Origin of the sequence: Bradyrhizobium sp. PMVTL-01 (assembly GCF_051861855.1) — a bacterium.
Lineage (GTDB): Bacteria > Pseudomonadota > Alphaproteobacteria > Rhizobiales > Xanthobacteraceae > Bradyrhizobium.
In genome coordinates, this window is sequence record NZ_CP193982.1 from 8,473,184 (window position 1) to 8,494,029 (window position 20,846).

Annotated in this window: 22 protein-coding genes and 1 pseudogene; 7 read left to right on the forward strand and 16 right to left on the reverse strand. The window is 63.1% G+C overall.

Annotated features, from left to right (window positions below; translation table 11 throughout):
- Nucleotides 1-47: 47 nt before the first annotated feature.
- Nucleotides 48-254 (forward strand): annotated as a pseudogene (locus ACRQ5Q_RS40735) (ABC transporter substrate-binding protein); the annotation flags it as partial.
- Nucleotides 255-287: 33 nt separating this feature from the next.
- On the forward strand, nt 288-1,793 hold the full coding sequence (locus ACRQ5Q_RS40740) for a DUF5939 domain-containing protein (RefSeq protein WP_439395423.1): 1,506 nt from the start codon (nt 288-290) through the stop codon (nt 1,791-1,793).
- 64 nt (nt 1,794-1,857) lie between these two features.
- On the opposite strand, the gene fabI is transcribed toward ACRQ5Q_RS40740, so the two are convergent.
- The 5 genes from fabI to ACRQ5Q_RS40765 form a co-directional block, all read right to left on the reverse strand.
- A complete protein-coding gene (gene fabI / locus ACRQ5Q_RS40745; RefSeq protein ID WP_439372047.1) occupies nt 1,858-2,637 on the reverse strand; it encodes an enoyl-ACP reductase FabI in 780 nt (259 codons plus the stop codon).
- 14 nt (nt 2,638-2,651) lie between these two features.
- A complete protein-coding gene (locus ACRQ5Q_RS40750) occupies nt 2,652-4,076 on the reverse strand; it encodes a bifunctional enoyl-CoA hydratase/phosphate acetyltransferase (RefSeq protein WP_439395424.1) in 1,425 nt (474 codons plus the stop codon).
- Between the two features lie 24 nt (nt 4,077-4,100).
- On the reverse strand, nt 4,101-6,017 hold the full coding sequence (locus tag ACRQ5Q_RS40755; protein ID WP_439395426.1) for a PHA/PHB synthase family protein: 1,917 nt from the start codon (nt 6,015-6,017) through the stop codon (nt 4,101-4,103).
- A 246-nt stretch (nt 6,018-6,263) separates the two neighbouring features.
- On the reverse strand, nt 6,264-6,479 hold the full coding sequence (locus ACRQ5Q_RS40760; protein ID WP_439372053.1) for a hypothetical protein: 216 nt from the start codon (nt 6,477-6,479) through the stop codon (nt 6,264-6,266).
- A 79-nt stretch (nt 6,480-6,558) separates the two neighbouring features.
- Entirely contained in the window at nt 6,559-6,849 is a 291-nt protein-coding gene (locus ACRQ5Q_RS40765) for a phasin family protein (protein WP_439372054.1), read from the reverse strand.
- A gap of 260 nt (nt 6,850-7,109) precedes the next feature.
- Between ACRQ5Q_RS40765 and ACRQ5Q_RS40770 the strand changes: the two genes are divergently transcribed.
- Nucleotides 7,110-7,733, forward strand: coding sequence for a hypothetical protein (locus ACRQ5Q_RS40770; RefSeq protein ID WP_439395428.1), 624 nt, complete (start codon nt 7,110-7,112; stop codon nt 7,731-7,733).
- A gap of 17 nt (nt 7,734-7,750) precedes the next feature.
- Here the strand turns inward: ACRQ5Q_RS40770 and ACRQ5Q_RS40775 are convergent, their stop codons facing one another.
- The 4 genes from ACRQ5Q_RS40775 to adhP form a co-directional block, all read right to left on the reverse strand.
- Nucleotides 7,751-9,097 carry an IS5 family transposase gene (locus tag ACRQ5Q_RS40775; protein ID WP_060909953.1) on the reverse strand — a complete coding sequence of 449 codons (1,347 nt, stop codon included), beginning with the start codon at nt 9,095-9,097 and terminating at the stop codon, nt 7,751-7,753.
- Nucleotides 9,098-9,530: 433 nt separating this feature from the next.
- Entirely contained in the window at nt 9,531-10,187 is a 657-nt protein-coding gene (locus ACRQ5Q_RS40780; protein WP_439375762.1) for a 3-oxoacid CoA-transferase subunit B, read from the reverse strand.
- Complete coding sequence (locus tag ACRQ5Q_RS40785) at nt 10,187-10,843, reverse strand: CoA transferase subunit A (RefSeq protein ID WP_439372057.1); 657 nt, start codon at nt 10,841-10,843, stop codon at nt 10,187-10,189. The genes ACRQ5Q_RS40780 and ACRQ5Q_RS40785 overlap by 1 nt, the downstream gene beginning before the upstream one ends.
- Nucleotides 10,844-10,906: 63 nt before the next feature.
- Nucleotides 10,907-11,935 (reverse strand): alcohol dehydrogenase AdhP, encoded by a 1,029-nt coding sequence (gene adhP / locus ACRQ5Q_RS40790; RefSeq protein WP_439372058.1) that lies wholly within the window; start codon nt 11,933-11,935, stop codon nt 10,907-10,909.
- Nucleotides 11,936-12,336: 401 nt separating this feature from the next.
- On the opposite strand from adhP, the gene dinB reads away from it, so the two are divergent.
- Together dinB and ACRQ5Q_RS40800 are read left to right on the forward strand one after the other, a co-directional pair.
- On the forward strand, nt 12,337-13,437 hold the full coding sequence (gene dinB / locus ACRQ5Q_RS40795; RefSeq protein ID WP_439399954.1) for a DNA polymerase IV: 1,101 nt from the start codon (nt 12,337-12,339) through the stop codon (nt 13,435-13,437).
- A 171-nt stretch (nt 13,438-13,608) separates the two neighbouring features.
- Nucleotides 13,609-13,767, forward strand: coding sequence for a hypothetical protein (locus ACRQ5Q_RS40800; RefSeq protein ID WP_439372060.1), 159 nt, complete (start codon nt 13,609-13,611; stop codon nt 13,765-13,767).
- Between the two features lie 58 nt (nt 13,768-13,825).
- Here the strand turns inward: ACRQ5Q_RS40800 and ACRQ5Q_RS40805 are convergent, their stop codons facing one another.
- Nucleotides 13,826-14,119 carry a hypothetical protein gene (locus ACRQ5Q_RS40805; protein ID WP_439372061.1) on the reverse strand — a complete coding sequence of 98 codons (294 nt, stop codon included), beginning with the start codon at nt 14,117-14,119 and terminating at the stop codon, nt 13,826-13,828.
- Between the two features lie 296 nt (nt 14,120-14,415).
- Nucleotides 14,416-15,105 carry a DNA-3-methyladenine glycosylase I gene (locus ACRQ5Q_RS40810; protein WP_439399955.1) on the reverse strand — a complete coding sequence of 230 codons (690 nt, stop codon included), beginning with the start codon at nt 15,103-15,105 and terminating at the stop codon, nt 14,416-14,418.
- A gap of 209 nt (nt 15,106-15,314) precedes the next feature.
- Between ACRQ5Q_RS40810 and ACRQ5Q_RS40815 the strand changes: the two genes are divergently transcribed.
- A complete protein-coding gene (locus ACRQ5Q_RS40815; protein WP_439372063.1) occupies nt 15,315-16,142 on the forward strand; it encodes a metallophosphoesterase family protein in 828 nt (275 codons plus the stop codon).
- Here ACRQ5Q_RS40815 and ACRQ5Q_RS40820 read toward each other — a convergent pair.
- From ACRQ5Q_RS40820 to ACRQ5Q_RS40835, 4 genes are all read right to left on the reverse strand, one after another.
- Nucleotides 16,081-16,566 carry a Crp/Fnr family transcriptional regulator gene (locus tag ACRQ5Q_RS40820; RefSeq protein WP_439372065.1) on the reverse strand — a complete coding sequence of 162 codons (486 nt, stop codon included), beginning with the start codon at nt 16,564-16,566 and terminating at the stop codon, nt 16,081-16,083. The genes ACRQ5Q_RS40815 and ACRQ5Q_RS40820 overlap by 62 nt on opposite strands.
- Nucleotides 16,567-16,747: 181 nt before the next feature.
- Nucleotides 16,748-17,488: a di-trans,poly-cis-decaprenylcistransferase gene (locus tag ACRQ5Q_RS40825; protein WP_439395430.1), complete on the reverse strand. Its 741-nt coding sequence runs from the start codon at nt 17,486-17,488 to the stop codon at nt 16,748-16,750.
- A 29-nt stretch (nt 17,489-17,517) separates the two neighbouring features.
- Entirely contained in the window at nt 17,518-17,892 is a 375-nt protein-coding gene (locus ACRQ5Q_RS40830) for a winged helix-turn-helix domain-containing protein (protein ID WP_027542101.1), read from the reverse strand.
- A complete protein-coding gene (locus ACRQ5Q_RS40835) occupies nt 17,879-18,496 on the reverse strand; it encodes a hypothetical protein (protein WP_439372068.1) in 618 nt (205 codons plus the stop codon). Before ACRQ5Q_RS40835 ends, ACRQ5Q_RS40830 begins: the two co-directional genes overlap by 14 nt.
- Nucleotides 18,497-18,692: 196 nt before the next feature.
- Between ACRQ5Q_RS40835 and ACRQ5Q_RS40840 the strand changes: the two genes are divergently transcribed.
- Nucleotides 18,693-19,940 carry a S1C family serine protease gene (locus ACRQ5Q_RS40840; RefSeq protein WP_439395432.1) on the forward strand — a complete coding sequence of 416 codons (1,248 nt, stop codon included), beginning with the start codon at nt 18,693-18,695 and terminating at the stop codon, nt 19,938-19,940.
- A 162-nt stretch (nt 19,941-20,102) separates the two neighbouring features.
- Here the strand turns inward: ACRQ5Q_RS40840 and ACRQ5Q_RS40845 are convergent, their stop codons facing one another.
- Nucleotides 20,103-20,840 (reverse strand): DUF899 domain-containing protein, encoded by a 738-nt coding sequence (locus ACRQ5Q_RS40845; RefSeq protein WP_439395434.1) that lies wholly within the window; start codon nt 20,838-20,840, stop codon nt 20,103-20,105.
- Nucleotides 20,841-20,846 lie beyond the last annotated feature (6 nt).

Sequence of the window (20,846 nt, forward strand, 5' to 3'; positions counted from 1 at the left end):
GGGCGGGAACGGTCACATCGCGGACGGGCATGGGACCGGCGCCGGGACGGGAGGACGTCATTGCGGCGCTCGATCACGCCGGGATCGCCGAGGGGCCGGGCGGTCCGGCGGAAATGGTTCCGGGCCAGCACCACGTCCGCATGAACATGTATATCGCCCAGGCGAAGAGCGGCCGTTTCGAGATCGTCGAGAGCTTGGGGGCCATCGATCCGGACGAGGCGATGGCGCCGTCCGTCGCGGAGGGAGACCGATAGCGTAGTCGGCCCATCAAAAAGGGGGTGCTTGAGATGAGTGTCCTGTCTCCGGTCAACGAGAGCCTCCTGAGCCAGCGCCTCGGCGCGCTCGGATCGGTAAGAAGCTGGGCGCCGAATGTCCTCTCGGAGCTCGAACACTTCATCCGTACTGCCGACGACTATGATCTCTTTCGCGTCAACCCTATCCAATACGGCCGCCTCGTCGGCCTGTCCGAGGCGGACGCGATAGAGCTGTTCGTGCACACCGCCAAGGTGGGCCTGTTCGACATGGACTGGCTGCTCATCTGCGCCTATTGCCCGCAGGTCGCGGGCAGCTTTCGCGAGCTCGATCAGGTCCATCCACGCTTTCAGTGCGCGTTCTGCGACGCGATCAACGATGTGTCGCTGGACGACTACATTCAGGTCACCTTTACGGTCTCGAGTGGCGTGCGCGACATCATATTCCGCCATCCCGAAATGTTGTCTGTCGAGGATTTCTATCTGCGCTATAACTTTTCCAAGGGCTTCATCGCTCCGCACGGGATGACGCACCAGCAGCTCGTTGCTGCGCTCTCACGAGGATTCGCCGATATCCAGGCCCATGAGCACCGCAGCTTCGACTTCGATGTCACGGCTGGCCGTTTCGAGGTGCTGGACCTCTGCCATAAACTTCTTTTAGTCTTCTTCGCGGGCGGGGAGCCGGCAGAACCGCAGGGGACGCTGGTCCAGCTCGAGTCGGGCCGCCTTGTGCTACCGGACCGGCCCACGGCACCGAGAGACATGGTCCTCGGCGACGGACGCTTTTCGTTCCGGCAGACGGCCGATCTCAGCCCAGGCAAGCACACCATCCGGATCGACAACCGCAGTGACGATCGCGGTCGCTTCTGGTTCGTCCAGTATCCCCCAGGTTTCGAGCCCCATCTGGTCGAATATGAGCCGTTTCTTTCCGGCAAGCGGTTGCTGCTCACCCCGAGCTTCCGCGAACTCTACAAGGCGCAGCTTGTTGATGAGGGCGAGAGCATCAAAGTCTCAGACATGACTTTCCTGTTCACCGATCTGAAGCAGTCGACTCCGCTGTATGAAAGCGTGGGTGACGTGAATGCATATTTTTTGGTTCGTCAACACTTCGAGATCTTGAACACGATCATCCGGGAACGATCCGGCACCATCATCAAGACGATCGGCGACGCGGTCATGGCGGGGTTCGAGCGTCCCCAGGATGCCGTTTGCGCCTCCATCGAGATGATCGAAGAACTGTCTAGATTCAACCGGACCGCTTCGCGGCCGCTGGGCCTCAAGGTCGGTGTCCATAGGGGGCGGGCGATTGCGGTGAACCTCAACGACCGGATCGACTATTTCGGACAGGACGTGAATATCGCCGCACGCGTGCAAGGTCTCGCCGACGTCAACGAAGTTTGCATCAGTGCAACGGTCATGGAGGCGCCGGGGGTCAGCGACATCGTCAATTCACGCTCGGTGTCGCGCAACTACGAGAACCTGAAGGGCATCGGTCAAAAGATGGAAGTCCATCGCATAACAATCACGCCGACGCAGACATAAACGACCGCGGTGCTGCCGCGACGCGAAGGCCGACGGTTCGCGCGGCTCGACACTGCGTGCGCAGCTATCCGACGATATGGTAGCCGCCATCGACGTAGATAACCTCCCCGGTCATCAGCCTCGCATAGTCGGTGGCGAGAAAAGCCGTGGTCGCGCCGACGTCGTCGACGGACACTAGGTCTCGCGCAGGCGCGCGTTGCGCGGCACGTTCCAGCAATTCGTCGAAGTGCGCGATCCCGGATGCGGCGCGTGTCTTGATGGGTCCGGGCGAGATGGCATGCACGCGGATCCGTTTCGGTCCGAGCTCGTTGGCGAGGTAGCGCACCGAACTCTCGAGCGCCGCTTTCACCGGCCCCATCACGTTATAGTTGTCGATCACCTTCTCTGCGCCATAATAGGTCATGGTGAGGATCGTGCCTCCGTCACGCATCAACGGAGCCGCAAGATGCGCCATGCGGATGAAGGAGTAGCAGGACACATTCATGGCCTGCAGAAAGCCTTCGCGGGAGCAGTTCGACAGCGGACTGTGGAGATCCTGCTTCGGGGCCGAGGCGATCGAATGGAGCGCAAAATCGAGCTTTCCCCAAGTCTGCTCGACGGCCTGAAACACGCTCTCCAGCTGGCCCGGTCCGGTGACGTCGCAGGGCAGGAAGATCGGAGCCTGGAGCGCCCTTGCGAGCGGCTCGACGAATGGCTTTGCCTTCTCGACCGAATAGGTGATTGCAAGATCGGCGCCCAGCCCGCGAAAAGCCTGAGCACAGCCAAACGCGATCGAATGCTCATTGGCGATGCCGAGAACGATGCCCTTCTTGCCGGCGAGCGGACGCGCGGAAAACTCGACCATGTCTGCCTCCTGTATCAAGCCATCGAAGCCGCTGCCGACGCGGGCAGGCTGGATCGGCGCCAAGCATCCGCGACAAGGACGGCCACCGCGGCGGACGCCAGACGCGTCCGCAGTTTGTCGGCCGGGCTGGTCATCATGATGGGAACGCGCGCTCCGAGGACGATTCCCGCGCCGTCGGCACCGGACATGAACGTGAGCTGCTTGACGAGCATGTTTCCGGATTCGATGTCCGGGACCAGCAGGATGTTCGCCCTGCCCGCAATGCGAGATGTGATCTGCGCCTGCCGGGCGGCCTCCGTGCTGACGGCGCTGTCGAACGCAAGGGGGCCGTCGACCAGACCACCCGAGATCTGACCGCGCTGAGCCATCTTGGCCAGAGCCGCAGCTTCCAGAGTCGAGGGGATCTTCTTCGTGATGTGCTCGATCGCCGACAGGATCGCGACCCTCGGCTCCTCGAAGCGTAGCACATTCGCAAGTTCGATCGCGTTTTGGCAGATGTCGCGTTTCTCGATCAGGCTCGGCGAGATGTTGATGGCTGCATCGGTCACGATGAGAGGCGTCGCATAATTCGGCACGTCCATGACAAAGGCGTGGCTCATTCGCCGTTCGGTCCGCAGACCCGTGCCTGCCGCCACGACCGCATGCATCAATTCGTCGGCGCGCAGGCTGCCCTTCATCACCGCCTCCACCTTGCTCGCGCGCGCCAATTCGACGCCGACGGCGGCCGCAGCCGCGGCATGCCCGACATCGACGATTTCGCACCCAGCGAGGTCGATCTTCTCCGCCTCGGCGAGCGACCGGATCGTTCGCTCCGGTCCGACGAGGATGGGCGTGATGAGCCGCCCCTCCCCAGCGCACACGGCGCCCTCCAGCGAACTCCGGTCACAGGGATAGACGACGGCGGTCCGAACCGGCTCCAGGCCGGCGCAGTGCGCGAACAGTTCATCGTATCGGTCGTGACGCCTGATCTGGACTTCCGGAAGCGGGACGGCCGGCCGACGGATCTTATCCGTCGGGGCGATGACCTGGGCGGTGCCCGTAATCACCTCGTCCTGGTTCTGATTCACGCAGCGGCAGTCGAAAACGACGATGTGCTTTTCGGGGCGCTTCTCCCTGGCGGTCACGGTGACGGTGATGGTGTCGCCGAGGCCGACCGGCTTACGGAAGCGCAGATCCTGCGCAAGGTAGATCGTGCCTGCGCCGGGAAGACGCGTGCCCAGCACCGCGGAAATCAGCGCTCCGCCCCACATGCCATGGGCGATGACGCGGTGAAAGGTGCTGGTTTCCGCATAGGGCTGATCCAGATGCGCCGGATTGACGTCACCGGACATCACCGCGAACAGGGCGATGTCGTCCTTGGACAGCGTCCGCGTCAGAGCTGCGCTTTCGCCGATGGCGATTTCGTCGAAGGTCCGGTTCTCAATGACGTCGGCCTGCATGAGGCTCTCCACGGGATTGGCGGGTCAGGACTGACGCACATAAAGGCCCGGAGCATCGCCGCGTACCGGATATCCGTTGTCCGGCGCTCCGACCGGCGGCGGCGCGGTTCGCCCACTTGAGTGGCGCGCCAGCCAGCGATGCCACTCCGGCCACCAGGAGCCCTTGAGCACGGGGGTCTCCCTGCGCCAAGTGTCGGGATCGACATAGCGGTCGTTCGGCTGGTGGACGTGGAACTGATAGGTGCGCCCTTGATGCCCGGGTTCGCTGACGATGCCAGCATTGTGGCCGCCGCTGGTCAACACGAAGGCGAGCTCGCCCGGCAGTGCCAGATGCGTCTTGAACACCGAGCGCCAAGGCGCGACATGGTCGGCCGCGGTGCCCACCGCGAAAGTGGGGATTCGAATGTCCGCGATGGAGATTGGGCGGCCCTCGACGCAATACCGGCCTTCCGCTAGGTCGTTGTTGAGGAACAGCTGACGCAGATATTCCGAATGCATGCGGTAGGGCAGCCGCGTCGTATCCGCATTCCAGGCCATCAGGTCGTTGATCGGCTGCCGGCCGCCCATCAGGTATTCGCGAATGACCCGCGACCAGACGAGATCATTGGAGCGGATGATGTTGAAGGCGCCGGCCATCTCGTAGGGGTCGAGATACCCGCGGTCCCACATCAAGTTCTCGAGGTAGGAGATCTGGCTCTCGTTGATGAAGAGCATGAGTTCGCCCGCCTCGGTGAAGTCGGCCTGGGCGGCAAACAGCGTCATCGACGCCAGACGTTCGTCGAGGTCGCGTCCCATCGTCGCCGCGGCGATCGTCAGCATTGTGCCGCCGAGGCAATAGCCGGCAGCATGCACCTTGCGTCCGGGAGCTATCGCGGCGATCGCGTCCAGCGCCGCCATCACCCCGAGCTTCCGGTAATCATCCATGCCCAGGTCGCGATCATCGGGACCCGGGTTCTTCCAGGAGATCATGAAGACCGTATGCCCCTGGTCGACCAGGTACTTGACCAGCGAATTCTGCGGCGAAAGATCGAGAATGTAGTACTTCATAATCCACGCGGGCACGATCAGAACGGGCTCGGCGTGCACCTGTTCGGTCGACGGCGCATACTGGATCAGCTCCATCAGCCGGTTCTGCAGCACCACCTTGCCCGGCGTGATTGCGACGTTTTGCCCCACTATGAACTGATCGGCCCCGCTTGGTGCCTGGCCCGTGATCGTCCTCTCGCAGTCCTCGACGAGGTTCTGCAGCCCCTTAAGGAGATTGCGCCCGCCTTGCTCAATAGTGACCTGCGCGATCTCCGGATTGGTCAGGATGAAATTGGATGGCGATGCGATGTCGAGGGCCTGCCTGACCGTGAATGACAGACTTCGCTCATTGCGCCGCGAGACGCCCTCAATCCCGGTGGTCGCATCGTTCCACCATTGCTGGTTCAGCAGAAACGCCTGGTAGATCAGGTTGAACGGCCAGCGTTGCCACGCCTCCGCCGCGAAGCGGCGATCAGTCGGCCTCGGCTCGACGCACGGTGGGGTGCCGGGCTTTACCGCGCTCTCACCTGCATAAAGACCCAATCGCGCAGCGTTGCGCAGCGCGTCTTCCGCGAGCTGGAGCCGCTTTCCCGGCGAAATCGCCAGATGCACCATCCAGTCGAAGGTCTGCTCCGCCAGCACTGCGGGGCTCAGCCCAAAGGTGAGCCGCGCGAGTTGTGCCTTGAAAGCCCGGTCCAGGCTGAGCGCACCCTGGCCGCTGGCGAGCGACCATGGGGGCTTCGCCGGCGAGATCCTGGTTCTCCCGGCTGCCGCGGGCAATTGTACGGGCTGCGCAGTGGCGGCGTTGCGGACCTCGGCCGCGGGGGTCGCCGCTGCTCGCGGACGACCGACCACCGGCATTGCCGTGGCCTCATGGGCCTCGGCTATCGGCACCACTCTTTCGGTCATATCCATCGCAATGCCCTCGCTTGGGTGCATGACACCTGAGATCGTGAACTAGCGCGCCATGATCTTCTCCGCCTCTGGCACACGCTTGACCGGTCATTCGGCCGCGATCTCCGCGTGGCACGCGGCCTCGAAGCTCAGCTTTCCGGTCTCCGCAATCGCATGATCTTCAGTGGTTGATGGCCGCTGATCGATTTTCCGGGAGGTCCCTTCGCCGCTGCATGAGCCTCCGGTTTTGCGCACCAGGACCGCAGCTCATCTTGGGGCCATCGGCACTTCCTCGCCCTCCTCTTTGGCCAGCAGCCGAAGCATCTCGAGCCCGAATTCGCCTTCCTGAGGCGATTTGATGTACTTTATTTCTCCTAAGAGCCGAAGAGCATCCGCCAGCGCAAGCGCCTGCCGTGCGCTCTTCGCATCCGCCGCCGACAGGGCGCGCGTCGCTCTGCTTTCAAACACGATCGTATAAAGCATGCTCCTCCCCCTCAAGCCGGGCGGGCCGCGCCGCCCCTCCGTAGGAGTCCACCTCCTTCAGTGCGCAGCAGACGCATGCTCACTCCGCCGAGGGCGTTCGCAGATGCTCGAACGCCTTGACGACGTCGCCGACCGAGCGCGACCAGGATTGCTGCGCAAACTCAAAATGGCACTTGATCGCCTCGGCCGCGTCATCGCACTCGGCGAGCTTCTTCAAATAGTCAGCCTGCTCCTGAAGGCGGGAGGCAGTGAATCCCCAGACCTCCTTCGATATCGCGCCGTAGGCGATCTTTGCGCTGCCGTTGAACGGCTTTAGCCATTCGGGAGGCGAGAACGAAAAGGTGGGTACCGCCGATGCATCATTTGGCATTGGATGCCCTCCGCATTAAAGATGGCCAAAAGTAGCGCAGCTTGGCCTCGTGCTTGTTGATTAAGGTCAATGCTGATTCAGCTTGAACTGCGCAGAATGTGAATTCATGCGCGATTGTGCTGAGTTGATCCGGTTCGGCGGCTCCGGGGCCGACGACGGTAAGCGCAGTGGACCTACGCATGAAGTCCGCGAGGACGCGAGAGGCCGCCTCACAGTCCACCCGGCTGCCACCCGCGTTCCAGTGCAAGGGACGGTGCAATGTGAGCAGGACGCTCAGTCGCCAGCGCGGCCTGATCGACAATGTGATACCGCTGAAGCGGTATTTCATGCTGGTTGGCGGAGGGTTGCTCGCGCTGCTCTTTGCCCTCGATGCGCTTGCCCCGCGCCAAGCGGCCGTCGAGCGCGGGGGTTCCGCGGCACAGCGTCCCAAGATTCGGATCTACTCCGAGCTGAAGGCACCGGGAGCCATCATCATCGACACCGGCCAGCCCGTGATGCTGCCCGCGCCGCCATCACAGACGGTCGCGAACCCCCTCGGGGCGCTGGCGTCGCAGGAGGGGCACAATGCTGCTCTCGACGGTCCTGCATCCATCGCAAAGGATCCAGGTGACGTGCGCAAGGTAGAGACAAAGCTAAAGCCACCCGGCAGATCGACCCGCCTTCGGAACAGGCGACCACAGCCCGCCTATGCACAGCGACCGTATGCGCGCGGATTCGACTGGTCGTGGACGAACTTCGGCCTGCAGAACGCCCGCAGCCGCGACAGCTTCGCCCAATGGAGGCCGCCGCCCCAGAGGCAAGCCGCCGGAATGCGCGAAGTCAGCTGGGCCCGACCCGCGCCGACACGACCTTCACAGCCCGGCTGGATCGACCACCGCTGGTGAGACTATTGAGTCGTCCGTTAAGAAGGCGAATTGAGCGGGGCGGGACGGCCGAACGTGCGCCATAGCTGGAGCAGGATGAGGCACAAGAGTTCTCTGAGCCAGGCGAGGATGCGGCGGAAGTTGTGGCCCACGGCTGAGAGGATGACGTTAGCCGCATCGCCGGCGCGGCCTTTGAGGTAGCAGCGGCCGAGGTGACCATCGGCCTTCAGGTGTCCGATGATGGGTTCGATGGCGGAGCGGCGGCGCAGCTCGCGCTTGATGACACCGAAGACGCCGCGCTTCTGGCCGGAGATGAAGATCCGTCGGGGATTTTGTGCGTCGTGGCCGCGGTATCCCTTGTCGACATAGGCCCGCTCGATCGCGCAGCCGGTGAGTGTCTCGGTGCGGTCGATGACGTCCCGCAAGGTGTGACCGTCGTACGGGTTATCGGGTAGCGCCCTGGCGTGCAGCACGAACAGGCCCCCGGGAGAACGGCGGTTGTTGGTGACGATGGAGGCTTTGACGCCGAACTCGTAAGGCGCGGCTGCTTTGCCCTTGCCGATGCACTCCACCTCCGGGGCGTGGAAGGAATAAAGCTTGAAGCCGCGCTGGCGCTGCTGCTGCGAGCGGATCTGCGAGGCCCGGCTGAGCGGGAGGGCGAACGTGTTCTCAAGCACAGCCTGACCTTCGATCTTGCGGCGGATATCGCGGATGATCCGGCCCAGTCGGCTGCGCAGGATGCGCAACTGCCGCTGATGCCGCTTGAATTGCTTGGCATGGCCGTAGCGTCCCGCCATCATTGTCGCGGTTTTGGCAATGCGCAGATAGGACTGCCGCAGCTTGACCCCGTGCTTCCTCGCCAGACGGTTGAGCCCCTTGATCGCCGCGTGCAAGAGCTTGGCATCGGTCGGGAAGGTGATCGCCTTCGGCTGCACGGTGGTATCGACTGTGACCCGCTTGATGTCCTGGCTGCGTAACGCGCCGGCCTCGTGTGCCACCCGCAAGCTCTCGGCCAGCAACAGCTCCAGCTTGTCGCCGAGCCGCTTGCGCCAGTGGCTCAGGTCCGAGCGCTCGTGCGGGAATGCGTGCTGGAAGAACTCTTCGCCGGTGAAGTACTGGAAATATGGGTCGTGGACCCAGCGCTCGCACACCCCCTCATCGGACAGCCCGTAAATGTGCTTGAGCAGCAACAGCCCGATCATGAAGCGGCTCGCGATCCCGGGCCGACCATTCTCGCTATAGAGCGGCGCGATCTCGCCGTCGATCCAGTCCCAATCGACCTTGCCGGCGAGCTGAACCAGCTCGTGCTTCATATTGATGATTTGGTCCAGCCTGGCCCGGAACAGATCGCCCGATCCCGTCGTCCTGTGCTTCTTCGGTCGCATCGCCACCTCCGATGTGATGACGGAATCATGGTTGGCGATTCGACGGAATCCTGAAAATGAAATTGCAAGGTTCCGACGCCCGAAGCATCAAACCCCTGCAAACGCAAAACAGTCCACAACGACAAATGCGATTCTAGCTCAATCGCTTAGCCACTCTTCACGGACGACTATTGATCCCGGTCTCGTCGCCTCTCAGCCGCGGAGTTTGGCGCGACAGATTTGGGTGAACTCGCGCATTATATCCGAGCTCTGGGCCATCTTGGGCCGTTTCTTCAAATCGAACTGCTGACGTCTCCACAATTCGCTGCATCACCTGCTCGGCCGCCTCCACCGTTCGCGCGGACGCAAACAGCCGCAGCTTGCCGGCAGTTGCGTCAATCCGGCGCTGAAAAACGCGCCAGTGACTGTCTCTAACGGTGAGCGCCGCAAGGACTCAACTGAGGATGGGCATTTCCGGCACCACCTCTGGGATAATCAGCCGGGCCAAAGTCGATTTTCGGATCGTCTCGACATCGACGCCGTTGGCACGCTCGCGCAAGCAAAGCCCTGAATCGGTCGGTTCGATAACCGCAAGCTCGGTGACGATCAAAGTGACGGGCCGCATTGCGGTTATAGGTAAGTTGCATTCGGGGACGATTTTCGAGATGCCGTTCGCCGTGTGCTGCATTGCTACAATTACGCGCTGTGCCCCGGACACAAGATCCATTGCCCCACCCATCCCAGGCACCATCTTGCCTGGCACCATCCAGTTGGCGAGGTAGCCGCGCTGGTCGACTTGCAGGCCTCCCAGTACCGTCACGTCGAGATGACCGCCTCGGATCAGCCCGAACGAGAGTGTGCTGTCCACCGTGGCCGCGCCAGGTACGGCCATGACAAATCCTCCGCCGGCATCGATGAGATCTTCATCCTCCATACCTTCCGGAGGACGCGCGCCCATGCCGACAATCCCGTTCTCAGACTGGAACAGGATACCCGAGCCGAACGGTACATAGCGCGCAACCCCGGTCGGAAGACCGATGCCGAGATTGACAAGATTGCCGTCGTGCAACTCAAGCGCAACCCGGCGTTGGATCACTTCCTGGGGAGTCATCATGTGGCAATTCTTTCGATGAGCAGGTCGACGACGACACCGGGAGTGGCGACAGCATCGGGCGCGATCACGCCCACCGGGACGATCTCGCGCGGCTCGCAGATCACCGTGCCGGCCGCCAGAGCCATCACGGGATTGAAATTCGTCGCGGTGAGCTGATAGGCGAGGTTGCCTCCGTGATCGGCTCGGTCGGCATGGATCAGCGCAAAATCGGCTCGAAGCGGCGAGGCATAAAGCCACTGCTGGCCGTCGATTTCTATGACGCGCTGCCCTTGAGCGGCCAAGGTTCCGAGCCCCGTCTTTGTCAGAACACCACCCAGCCCGAAACCGCCGGCCCGGATGCGCTCGGCGAGCGTCCCCTGGGGAACCAGCTCAACTTCGATCTCGTGGCTGAGCATGCCCTTCTGGGTCAGCGGGTTGAGACCGATGTGTGATGCGATGACACGTCGGACGAGCCCGGCGGCAATCATCTTTCCGATGCCCACGCCGGGACGTGCGGTGTCATTCGCGATCACAGTGAGATTTCGTTTGGCGGCCGCGACAAGGGCATCAATGAGCCGGTGCGGCGAACCGACACCCATGAAGCCCCCGATCATGAGCGTTGCGCCGTCGGGGATCATTGCGGCGGCATTGTTTGGAGAGATGGATTTTTTCATCGGAGCTTACTCCGCACGGACATCATCGTTCGTCCTCCCCTTCACGCGAAACAGTTGCCCTCCTCAGCCGAAATCCAACACGATCCGCCCATCAATTTGTCCGGATTTCATACGGTCGAAGACCGCGTTGATTTCGCTAAGCGGCGCGGTTGCGAATTCGGCTCGCACCTTACCGTCGGCAGCGAACGCGATCGCCTCGTCGAGGTCGCGCCGGTTGCCGACGATCGAGCCACGCACGGTGACACGCCTGAGAACAACGTCAAAAATGGGGGTGGGGAATTCGCCCGGCGGTAGGCCGACCAGACTGACTGTGCCTTTTCGCCTTACCATTCGCAAGGCCTGGGCAAAGGCAGGCGGCGACACCGCAGTGACCAGCACACCATGCGCACCCCCTCCGGTCGCTGCCAAGACGTCGTCCAAAGCTTCCTTCGCAAGAGCATTGATGGCGTAAGTGGCTCCGCTTTTGCGCGCCAACTCGAGCTTGCTTTCCGCGATGTCGACGCCGATGACCTTCAGCCCCATCGCCAGAGCATATTGGATGGCGATGTGACCAAGCCCACCCACGCCAAAAATCACGACCCACTCGCCGGGTCTGGCCTCGGTCTCCTTCAATCCCTTGTATGTGGTGACGCCCGCGCACAGGATTGGCGCGATGGCCGCAAAGTTCACCTTTGGCGGCAAACGCGCGACGAACGCGGCCGACGCGATAACGTATTCGGCAAAGCCGCCGTTAACGCTGTAGCCAGTGTTGTGCTGGTGCTCGCACAATGTCTCCCAGCCGACCTCGCAATATTCGCAGCGCATACAGGCATCATGAAGCCAGGCAACGCCGACCGGGTCGCCAACCTTGAGAGTGTCGACCGCCGGGCCGAGCATGGCCACGGTTCCGGCGACCTCGTGCCCTGGAATAAACGGAGGCACCGGCTTGACCGGCCAGTCTCCGGAAGCCGCGTGCAGATCGGTATGGCAAACTCCGCAAGCCCTTACCTTCACCAGGACCTCTCCCGGCCCGGGCGCAGGAATCGGAACGTCCTCGATTGCAAGCGGCTTGCCGAAACTCCGCACCACGGCAGCTTTCATCGTGCCTTGCATCGACTTGCTCCCTCGTCGTGCCAAAGCTAAGCGAAAATATTCTGATCCAAATTGACCGAGATCAAACTGGGGGCGCCAAGGAACGCGCCGGCACATTCGCCCAGGTCCACACCAATTGATGTGAATCAACTAATATCAACTCGGGGGATATGCTTCTCAGAAATGGAGCACGCCCATAATGGCAAATGAAAACACGCCCATGAAGTAGCTTCGACGATCATTTGATACCTGAGAAGTCCCACATTTTGGCGATTGCAGCACGGCGAGGCTGAACGCCTCAATTCAAACGTCAGATGACCGCATTGAGCACGCCGGCAAACGCCACCACGGCGACCACGAACCACGACAACGGAAGCATCCATCACCTCGCGCTTGGTGTTGCGCGATTGTATCATCAGCACATGAGCGATTCCGACACGGTGACGGGCGAGCCCTCGCCCGTGCGCAAGATCATCCATATCGACATGGATGCTTTCTATGCGTCGGTCGAGCAGCGCGACCATCCGGAACTGCGCGGCAAGCCGGTCGCGGTCGGAGGCTCCGCCGAACGCGGCGTCGTTGCGGCGGCCAGCTATGAGGCGCGCAAGTTCGGTGTTCGCTCGGCGATGCCGTCGGTGACGGCGAAGCGGCAATGCCCCGACCTGATCTTCGTCAAGCCGCGGTTCGAGGTCTACAAGGCGATCTCGAGGCAGATCCGCGAGATCTTTGCCGAGCACACGCCGATCATCGAGCCGCTGTCGCTCGACGAGGCCTATCTCGACGTGACCGAGAACCTGCAAGGCATCCCGCTGGCGCGGGACGTCGCACGGCGGATCCGCGAGAAGATCAAATCCGAGACGGGCCTCAACGCCTCGGCCGGCATCTCCTACAACAAGTTTCTGGCCAAGCTTGCCTCCGATCATCGCAAGCCCAACGGCCAGTTCGTGATCTCGCCGGAGATGGGGCCGGCCTTCGTCGAGACGCTGCCCGTCGGCAAGTTCCACGGCATCGGCCCCGCGACGGCTGCGAAGATGAATGCGCTCGGCCTGTTCACCGGCCTCGACATCCGCAACCAGTCGCTGGAGTTCATGAACGCGAATTTCGGCAAGTCGGGTGCGTACTACTACTGGATTTCGCGTGGCGTCGACGAGCGGCCGGTCCGGGCCAACCGGATCCGGAAGTCGATCGGCGCAGAGACTACGTTCCAGGCCGATCTCGACGCATTCGATGCGCTGGTCGCCGAGCTCAAGCCTCTCGTCGACAAGGTCTGGCGCCATTGCGAGACGACCGGCAACCGCGGCCGCACCGTCACCCTGAAGATCAAGTTCGCCGATTTCGAGATCATCACGCGGAGCAGGTCCGTCGCCACGGCGGTTGCAGGCCGGGACGAGCTGGAGCGGCTGGCCTGCGGCCTGCTCGAAATCGAAATGCCCCTGCCCAAGCGCGTCAGGCTGCTGGGCGTGTCGCTATCCTCCCTCCAGGACGGGAACGATGCGGAGCCGCAGCTTACTCTGGGCATCTGAGCCAGGCCAGCCCTCGGCAAACGCGACGTCTTAATCCGCGACGCGGCGAACGAGCTGTCGTGGAGACACGGGATATGCCTTATTGCTTGATGCTCGGATGCTTGCCTTATTGATACGCCTGGGACTGCGCTTCGAAGTCCGGATCCTTATAGTCTGCACCGCGCATCGGAAATGGTGCGGAGCTTCAGGCGGGTCGCCGTCAACCAGACCGAGGAGGACCGGCGCACCTTCAAGCGCAGTGAGTGGCTGTCGGAGTTGATGTCCACGCTCGGACCGCTGCTGTCGCACCATGCGCTGACGGTCGATGTGCAGTGCCCGGTCGAGGCGTGACGGTGACGGGATGTTCGGGCCCGTAACCTGCGAAGGCACCGGCCCTCAAGCGGATCGCTCAGTGCTTCACCTGCTCGAACACCACGATCACGCCGGTCGGCTCGGGCTCGTGCGCCATCAGGCGCGTCAGGTCCGAATCGCTCCAGTCGGCAAGACTGACGACTTCGCCGCTCTGGCTTTCTGCTCCAAGTGACGGGGTCGGCTCGAGCACCTTGAGCCCCATTTCGTCGACGAAAAAGGTATGCTCGCCGAACATGCTGTTGAGCTGAGGCATGGCGGGATGTTCGTCGGGCAGCACCTGGGCGCCGAGTTGATGAACGGTCTGCTTCACCTGTTCGGATGTGAGCTTCATGCGCTGCTCCGTTGCTGTCCTGTCCGCGTTCATGGGCTTGGGCAAAGCAGGGTTCCCTGCGCCTGTGCCGCCTGGCTCAGACTTCCGAACAGGTGCTGCGCACAAATGTTCCTGTGAAATGCATTTCGTGATCATGCGGTTCATCTGCCGCCTGGGCGGCACGAGATCGCCACATGATGCACACGATCTGGCGGCGGACGGTGCTACTCGGCGGCTTCGACGATCCGGATGTCGCGATCGGCGCCATCGCCGAGCAAATCGTGCGCGGCCTGATAGGCCGGGCTTGCATAGGCCGCCTATTGCTCGCTGCGGTTCTCGCCGACCGAGAGCGCGCAAATGCGCGACAGATACGTGTAGGGCAGACCGGTCTCCTCGGCCCAGGCGTTGAACTGCGCCTGCACCTTCGCGAGATCGCTCTTCGATTTCACCTCCTCGGCAATGTCGAGACCGGCATCGCGCAGGCACGCGACGACATCCTTGGAGGTGACGAAACCGTCCCAGCCGACGAAGCGCAGCAGCATCTGACCGGTGTTGCCGCCCAGCCGGCTGCCGCGCTTGGAGAGGAGATCGAGCAGGCCGACCTCGTTCGACGGCGGCCATTTCGCCAGAAACTTGCCGAAGCTGCCGTGCTCCTTGGCGATCTCGTGCACGAAGGCGGCATTGTCGCGCACCGACATGATCTTGGCGCCGTTGCGCACGATCCGCGTATCGCGCAGCAGGCCTTCCCAATAATCCTCGGGCTGGAAGCTGAGCTTGGCCGGCTGGAAATGCAGGAAAGCCTCTTCAAAGCCCTCCCATTTCGAATCGATCACGCTCCAGGCAAAGCCGGCGCAAAACACCCGCCTGGTCATCTCGGCGAGGATGCGGTCGTCACCGAGCCTCGCCAGACGCTTCAGGTCGGGCTTGTCCGGCATCAGCTTGTCCAGCGCCTTGGGCCCGCCCTTGCGCTTCTCAGCGCGGGCACGAATGGTCTTGAAGGAGGTCATGTGGACAAAGGTCTTGAGGGCAGGCCACGACACCAGAATTCGGCGATCCGGTCCAGCCCTCGCGTGCCCGCCCCCTTGACTCTGCGACGCGTCGCAGCATGCTGTCGCTCGTTGGATTGACGTGACGGAGCGGCCGGGCTGGTCTGCTTCTTGCTTTATGTCGTTTTGGAATTCCCTGACATTTCTGATCTCTCGCCGACGGATTTTCCATGCGCTGCCTGGTCGTGGCCGACCTGCATTACTCGCTGCCGCAGCTCGACTGGCTGGCCAGCGCGGCGCCCCAATTCGACCTCGTGATCTTCGCCGGCGATGCGCTCGACATCGGCTCGATGGTGGATTTTCGCGCGCAGATCCTGGTGGTGAAGAAATACCTCGCGCTGCTCGCCGCAAAGACCCGCGTGATCCTCTGCTCCGGTAATCACGACCTCGACGAGCGCAATGCGGAGGGCGAAAAGATCTCGCGCTGGATCTCGGAGGTGCGCGAGCTTGGCATTGCATGCGACGGCGACAGCCTCAGCATCGGCGACATCCTGTTCACGGTGTGTCCGTGGTGGGACGGGCCCCAGGTCAAGCAACGTCTCGTCGAGCAGCTGCGCGATGCCGCCGCCAGCCGGCCACGGCGCTGGATCTGGGTGCATCATGCGCCGCCGGCGGATTCACCGACGAGTTGGGGCGGCAAGCGCTTCTTCGGCGACGTCGAGCTGGTGCAGTGGATCGTGCAGTACCAGCCGTCGATGGTGATCTCGGGCCATGTGCATCAATCGCCCTTCATCACCGATGGATCGTGGTTCGACCGGGTGGGCCAGACCTGGGTGTTCAATACCGGCCTGCAGCCCGGCCGTCCCCCGACCTACATCGTGCTGGATCTCGATGCTGACAAGGCATTCTGGCTGGCGGCCGGCCAAGCGCAGTGGATCGATCTTGCCGCGCCGCTGAAGCGGCCCGCAGCTCCCATCGAGGCGCCGCCCGATTGGCTCACATTCTTGGATCAGATTGCCGATCCGAGCCTGGCGAGACCTCAAGCGGCGGCAGGTTGATCATGCTCTGGAGCACCTCGCCGACCATGGCCAGATGCGTGCCGTGGTCGGCATATTGCCGCTTGAGATCGGCAAGATAGGTGTTGGCGACGTTGAGCCGCTGCGCCAGCATCCTTGCGATCAGCAAAGCGATGCCCGGCTCCTGTTTGAGGAACGAGGCGGCATCCTCGAACTCGTAGATGACCGACTCGGAGCAGGCCCGCACCGTCGCCGTATGCGGCAGGCCGAGCAGCACGGACATTTCACCCAGCACCGCCCCGGGCTCGGTGACGGTGGCGACCACCGTGTCGCCCTTGAGCACCTCGAGCTTGCCTTGCATCAGGACGTAGAGATGGCCGCTCGCGCCACCCTCGGTGACGACGAGCGTGCCGGCTGCAACCTGTCGTTCCGTTCCGCCGGTGCAATAATCCAGGACTGCGCGCATCTTGCGAAAGCTCCCATCGCTGGGGACACCCCGCCCGATACTAGAGCACGATCCGTGCAACCCGGCAAATCAACGCGAGAGCGACTGGCGCGGGAGGTGCTTGGCGAGGCCCGCCAGTAGCTCGGACATCGCTGCCAATCATACGGCCGAAAACGAACGGCGCGTTTCCCTGTGCCGCACGTCACACACGCGAGAGCGCAGGCACCTCTTCGGGCAAAATGGCCTGCAGGCCGCCAAAGCGGCGCTCGCGGTTGTGGAAGGCGGAAAGCGCCTCGGCGAGATCGCTCGCGTCGAATTCGGGCCACATCCGCTCGGTGAAGTGCAGCTCGGCATAGGCGCCCTCCCAGAGCAGGAAGTCGGACAGCCGCTTCTCGCCCGAAGTGCGGATGATGAGATCGACGTCGCGCAAGCCGGCCTCGCCGGTGACGAGTTGCGAGAACGCTTCGCGGGTGAGGCTGGTCAGCGCTGCCGCCTTGACCGCCGCGTTGAGGATGGCATCACGCGCGGAATAATCGACGGCGATGCGCAGATGCAGTGTGCCGCCGCGGGCGGTCGCCTCTTCGGCGCGCGCGATCGCATTGGCGATGCCGTCAGGCAGCCGGTCGCGACGGCCGATCACGGTGAGGCGCACGCCGTTCCTCACGAGGCTCTGCACCTCGTTGGCGAGATAGAAGCGCAGCAAGGCCATCAACGCAGCGACCTCGGCCTTTGGTCGCCGCCAATTGTCGGTGGAGAACGCATAGAGCGTCAGCGTGCCGACGCCCTGCTTGGGCGCCGCCTCGACAATGCGGCGGATGGTCTCGACGCCCGCCTCGTGGCCGCGCACGCGCGACAGGCCGCGCCGCGTGGCCCATCGTCCGTTGCCATCCATGATGATGCCGACATGAAGCTTCTCGTTACGGGACGTGATTTCACTTTGCATTGCAAAGTCTCCGGTCAAAAAGGGGAGGATCAGGTCGAGACGATACCGAGGCGGCCGAGCGGCGGCGCCTCGCGGCCGGCGGCCTTGGCCGCGTCGCGCACCAGGCGTTCGAGCACGGCGAGATAATCGAGGAAGCGGCGACGGCCGGCCTTGGTCAGGCGGCAGGTGGTGTGCGGACGATTGCCCTCATAGCCCTTGGTCACCTCGACGAGGCCGGCCTCCTGGAGCACGGCGAGATGCCGGCTGAGATTGCCGTCGGTCAGGCCGCAGAGCTGCTTGAGGTCAGCGAACGCCAGGCCCTTCGGGTGGGCCATCAGCGAGGTCAGGAGCCCAAGCCTCGCCTTCTCGTGGATCACGCGATCGAGCCCCTCGTAGGAAAAGGGCGCGCTGTCAGTCTTCGACATCGTTGTCTCCGGACGCGAAATACAGGATGCCCGCCAGCACCGACTGCCCGATCACGAAGGGCAGCCCCATGGTCCATGGCGACAGCGTATGGGTTCGGCTCGCGAGCACCACGACCGCGAAGCCGGACACGAAATACCAGGCCCCCGCGAGCGCGACGCTGCGCGGCAGCGAACGGACCGAGGCGAAGATGCCAAGCGACACCAGGATCTGCCACAGGCCAGGCAGCAGCCACAGCGTCTCGCTCGCGAACTTCCACATCACCGCCGCGAGCAGCACGCCGGCAACGCCGGCGGGCAGGAACTGCTCGACCGCTTGGTGGATCATGGCATCGGCAAGTCCGGAATGATGGCGACGCGAGCGCGCCCGCATCTCGATCCCGATGATCAGGCCGGACAGCAAGGCGGCGATGAGCCAGCCGAAGAAGAAGCCGACCGGCTCACTGGTCGGATCGCCCAGCAGCCAGGCTTGCAGGATCGCCGTGACCAGCGCGACGGCGCCGGTTGCCGCCATCGTCGCCGGGCCATAGCCGCGGAAGGCCGTGCCGGCCGCGATCTGGCTGCGGATCGCCACGATGTCAGCCAGTGCCTTGTCGAGATCCCGCATCGGCAACGCCAAAACCTCGCTCGCCCAGATTTTCCGAGGTGAACGCCCTTACTTTGTAATGCAAAGTATATAGGATCGCAAAGTCATGGCAAGCCCCAAAGGCACGACCGGCGAACTCGACGGTGCAAACAACTGCTGGTTGCGCGGCAGCCGTCCCCGCAGATAAGATGCACGCGAAACCGTTTCGGGGGCCGGCATGTGGCTTAAGTCGTTGATCGTTGCGTCCGTGTTGCAGGTGGGTGTGGTCGTCGGCGCCAATGCGGCAGGGCCTTTCGGCTCCGTCAATGTCGGCAACTGGATCGGCGGCGCCTTCAGCAACGACGAGACCGGCGCGTTCTCGCATTGTGCGGCGACGACGCCCTACGCCAACGGCGTCATTCTCGTTGTGGGCTACAATGCCGCCGGCACATGGTCGCTGGCCTTTGCGAGTCCCAGCTACCGCTTCAAGCAGGGCGAGAGCGCCGCGATCGACGTCGTCTTCGACGGCCAGGAGCAGGCAAGGTTGTTTGCCACCGCCAATCAGCCGAACATGCTCACGGCCGTCATGCCCGCCAATGTCGTGCGAACGTTTCAGAAGTCCAGCCTGATGGTCGCGACGAGCGGCCGCACCGTCCTGAATTTCGACCTGACCTCGACCGGCTCCGTGATCGCGGCGCTTTCCAATTGCGTCACCAGGGTGAAAGCCGACGGGCTCAACAAGGCCGGCGATTTCACCAAGGGCGCGGCCAAGCCGGCAGCGGTAGCGGAGAAGCAGGCGCCTCCGTCAGCCAGCGGCAAGCCTGTCAGGGCCAAGAGCGGCACGGGCTTCGTTGTGAGCGCGAACGGCCACATCGTCACCAACAACCATGTGATCGACGGCTGCGTCGGCGACATCAAGGGCAACCTCACCGGCGAGGCTTCGATGGTGCTGCGCGTCGTGTCGAGCGACGCGAACAACGATCTCGCTCTGTTGCAGGCGCCGTCGACCACGACATTCAAGGACTTTGCGCGGATTCGCGACCGCTCAATCCGTTCCGGCGACGCCGTCACCGCAATCGGCTTTCCCTTCCATGGCCTTCTAAGCTCGGATTTCACCGTGACTACCGGCATCGTCAGCTCGCTCAGCGGCATGCGCAACGATTCGCGTTTCCTGCAAATCAGTGCACCCATACAGCCCGGCAATAGCGGTGGGCCGCTGTTCGACGCCACTGGTCAGATCGTGGGCGTGGTCACCGGAAAGATCCCGGCATTGCGTATCGCCGCTGCGACCGGCAACATTCCTGAGAACATCAACTTCGCCATCAAGACCGGCGTGCTGCGCGACTTCCTCGACAACTCCGTGGTGCCCTATCAGACCGCGGAGCCCAAGAGCGAACTCAAGACCACCGACATCGCCGGCAACGCCCGGCCGTATACGATGCTGATCTCGTGCAACGGCACGGAGCAAGCGGATGCGAAGCGGTAGCTATCGGGGAAAGGCACACCGTCACATCACCTCCGGCCGTCATTCCCCGCGAAGGCGGGGAATCCAGTGCGCCGCGGCCTCTCGATTCGTCACAGCCGGCTCGGAGAACTGGATTGCCTGGTCAAGCCGGGCGATGAGACCTTCGATGCGGTTGGCCTAGCCTCACCCGTGGCAGCACGCCGCCTTCGTCGGCTGCGGCTCGTACTCATCACGCAGGCGGACCCAGTCCATCGGATATGGCAGGCCATCCTCATGGCGGCCGAGCGGGGTGAGATCGAGATACTGATAGGCGGCGTTCATCATGTCGAGGCCGCGGGCGAAGCAGGAATAGGTGTGGAAGATCTCGCCGGCCTCGTTGCGGTAGAACACGCTGATGCCGGGCAGCTCGGGGCCATAGATCGGCGTGGTGCCGAAATTGTACATCGGCTTGCCGGTCGCGATCTCGTCCGGCGAGAAGGTTAGGCCGTAATCGCGGTTGAATTCGTTGTCGCCTGAGGAGACCCAGTCGAAGCTCCAGCCCATCCGCTTCTTGAAGGCCTCGAGCTTCGCGCTTGGCGCGAGCGAGACCGCGGCCATGGAGGTGTCGCGCGCGGCCAGATGCGGCACCATGCGCTCGAAGCCGTCGGCCCAGAACGAGCAGCTCTTGCAGGCCGCGTCCCAGTCGGGCGCGAACATCACGTGCTGGACGACGAGCTGCGGACGGCCCTTGAAGAGATCGGAGAGCGTGACCTTGCCGTCCGGCCCGGTGAAGACATAGGTCTTGTCGACCTTCACCCAGGGAAGCTGGCGGCGCTCGGCGGCGAGCCGTTCGCGGGCCTGCGTCAACTCCTTCTCATGGGCGAGATGAGCCTTGCGCGCCGCGAGCCACTGCTCGCGGGAGACGACCCGATGTTGCTCCATGGCATT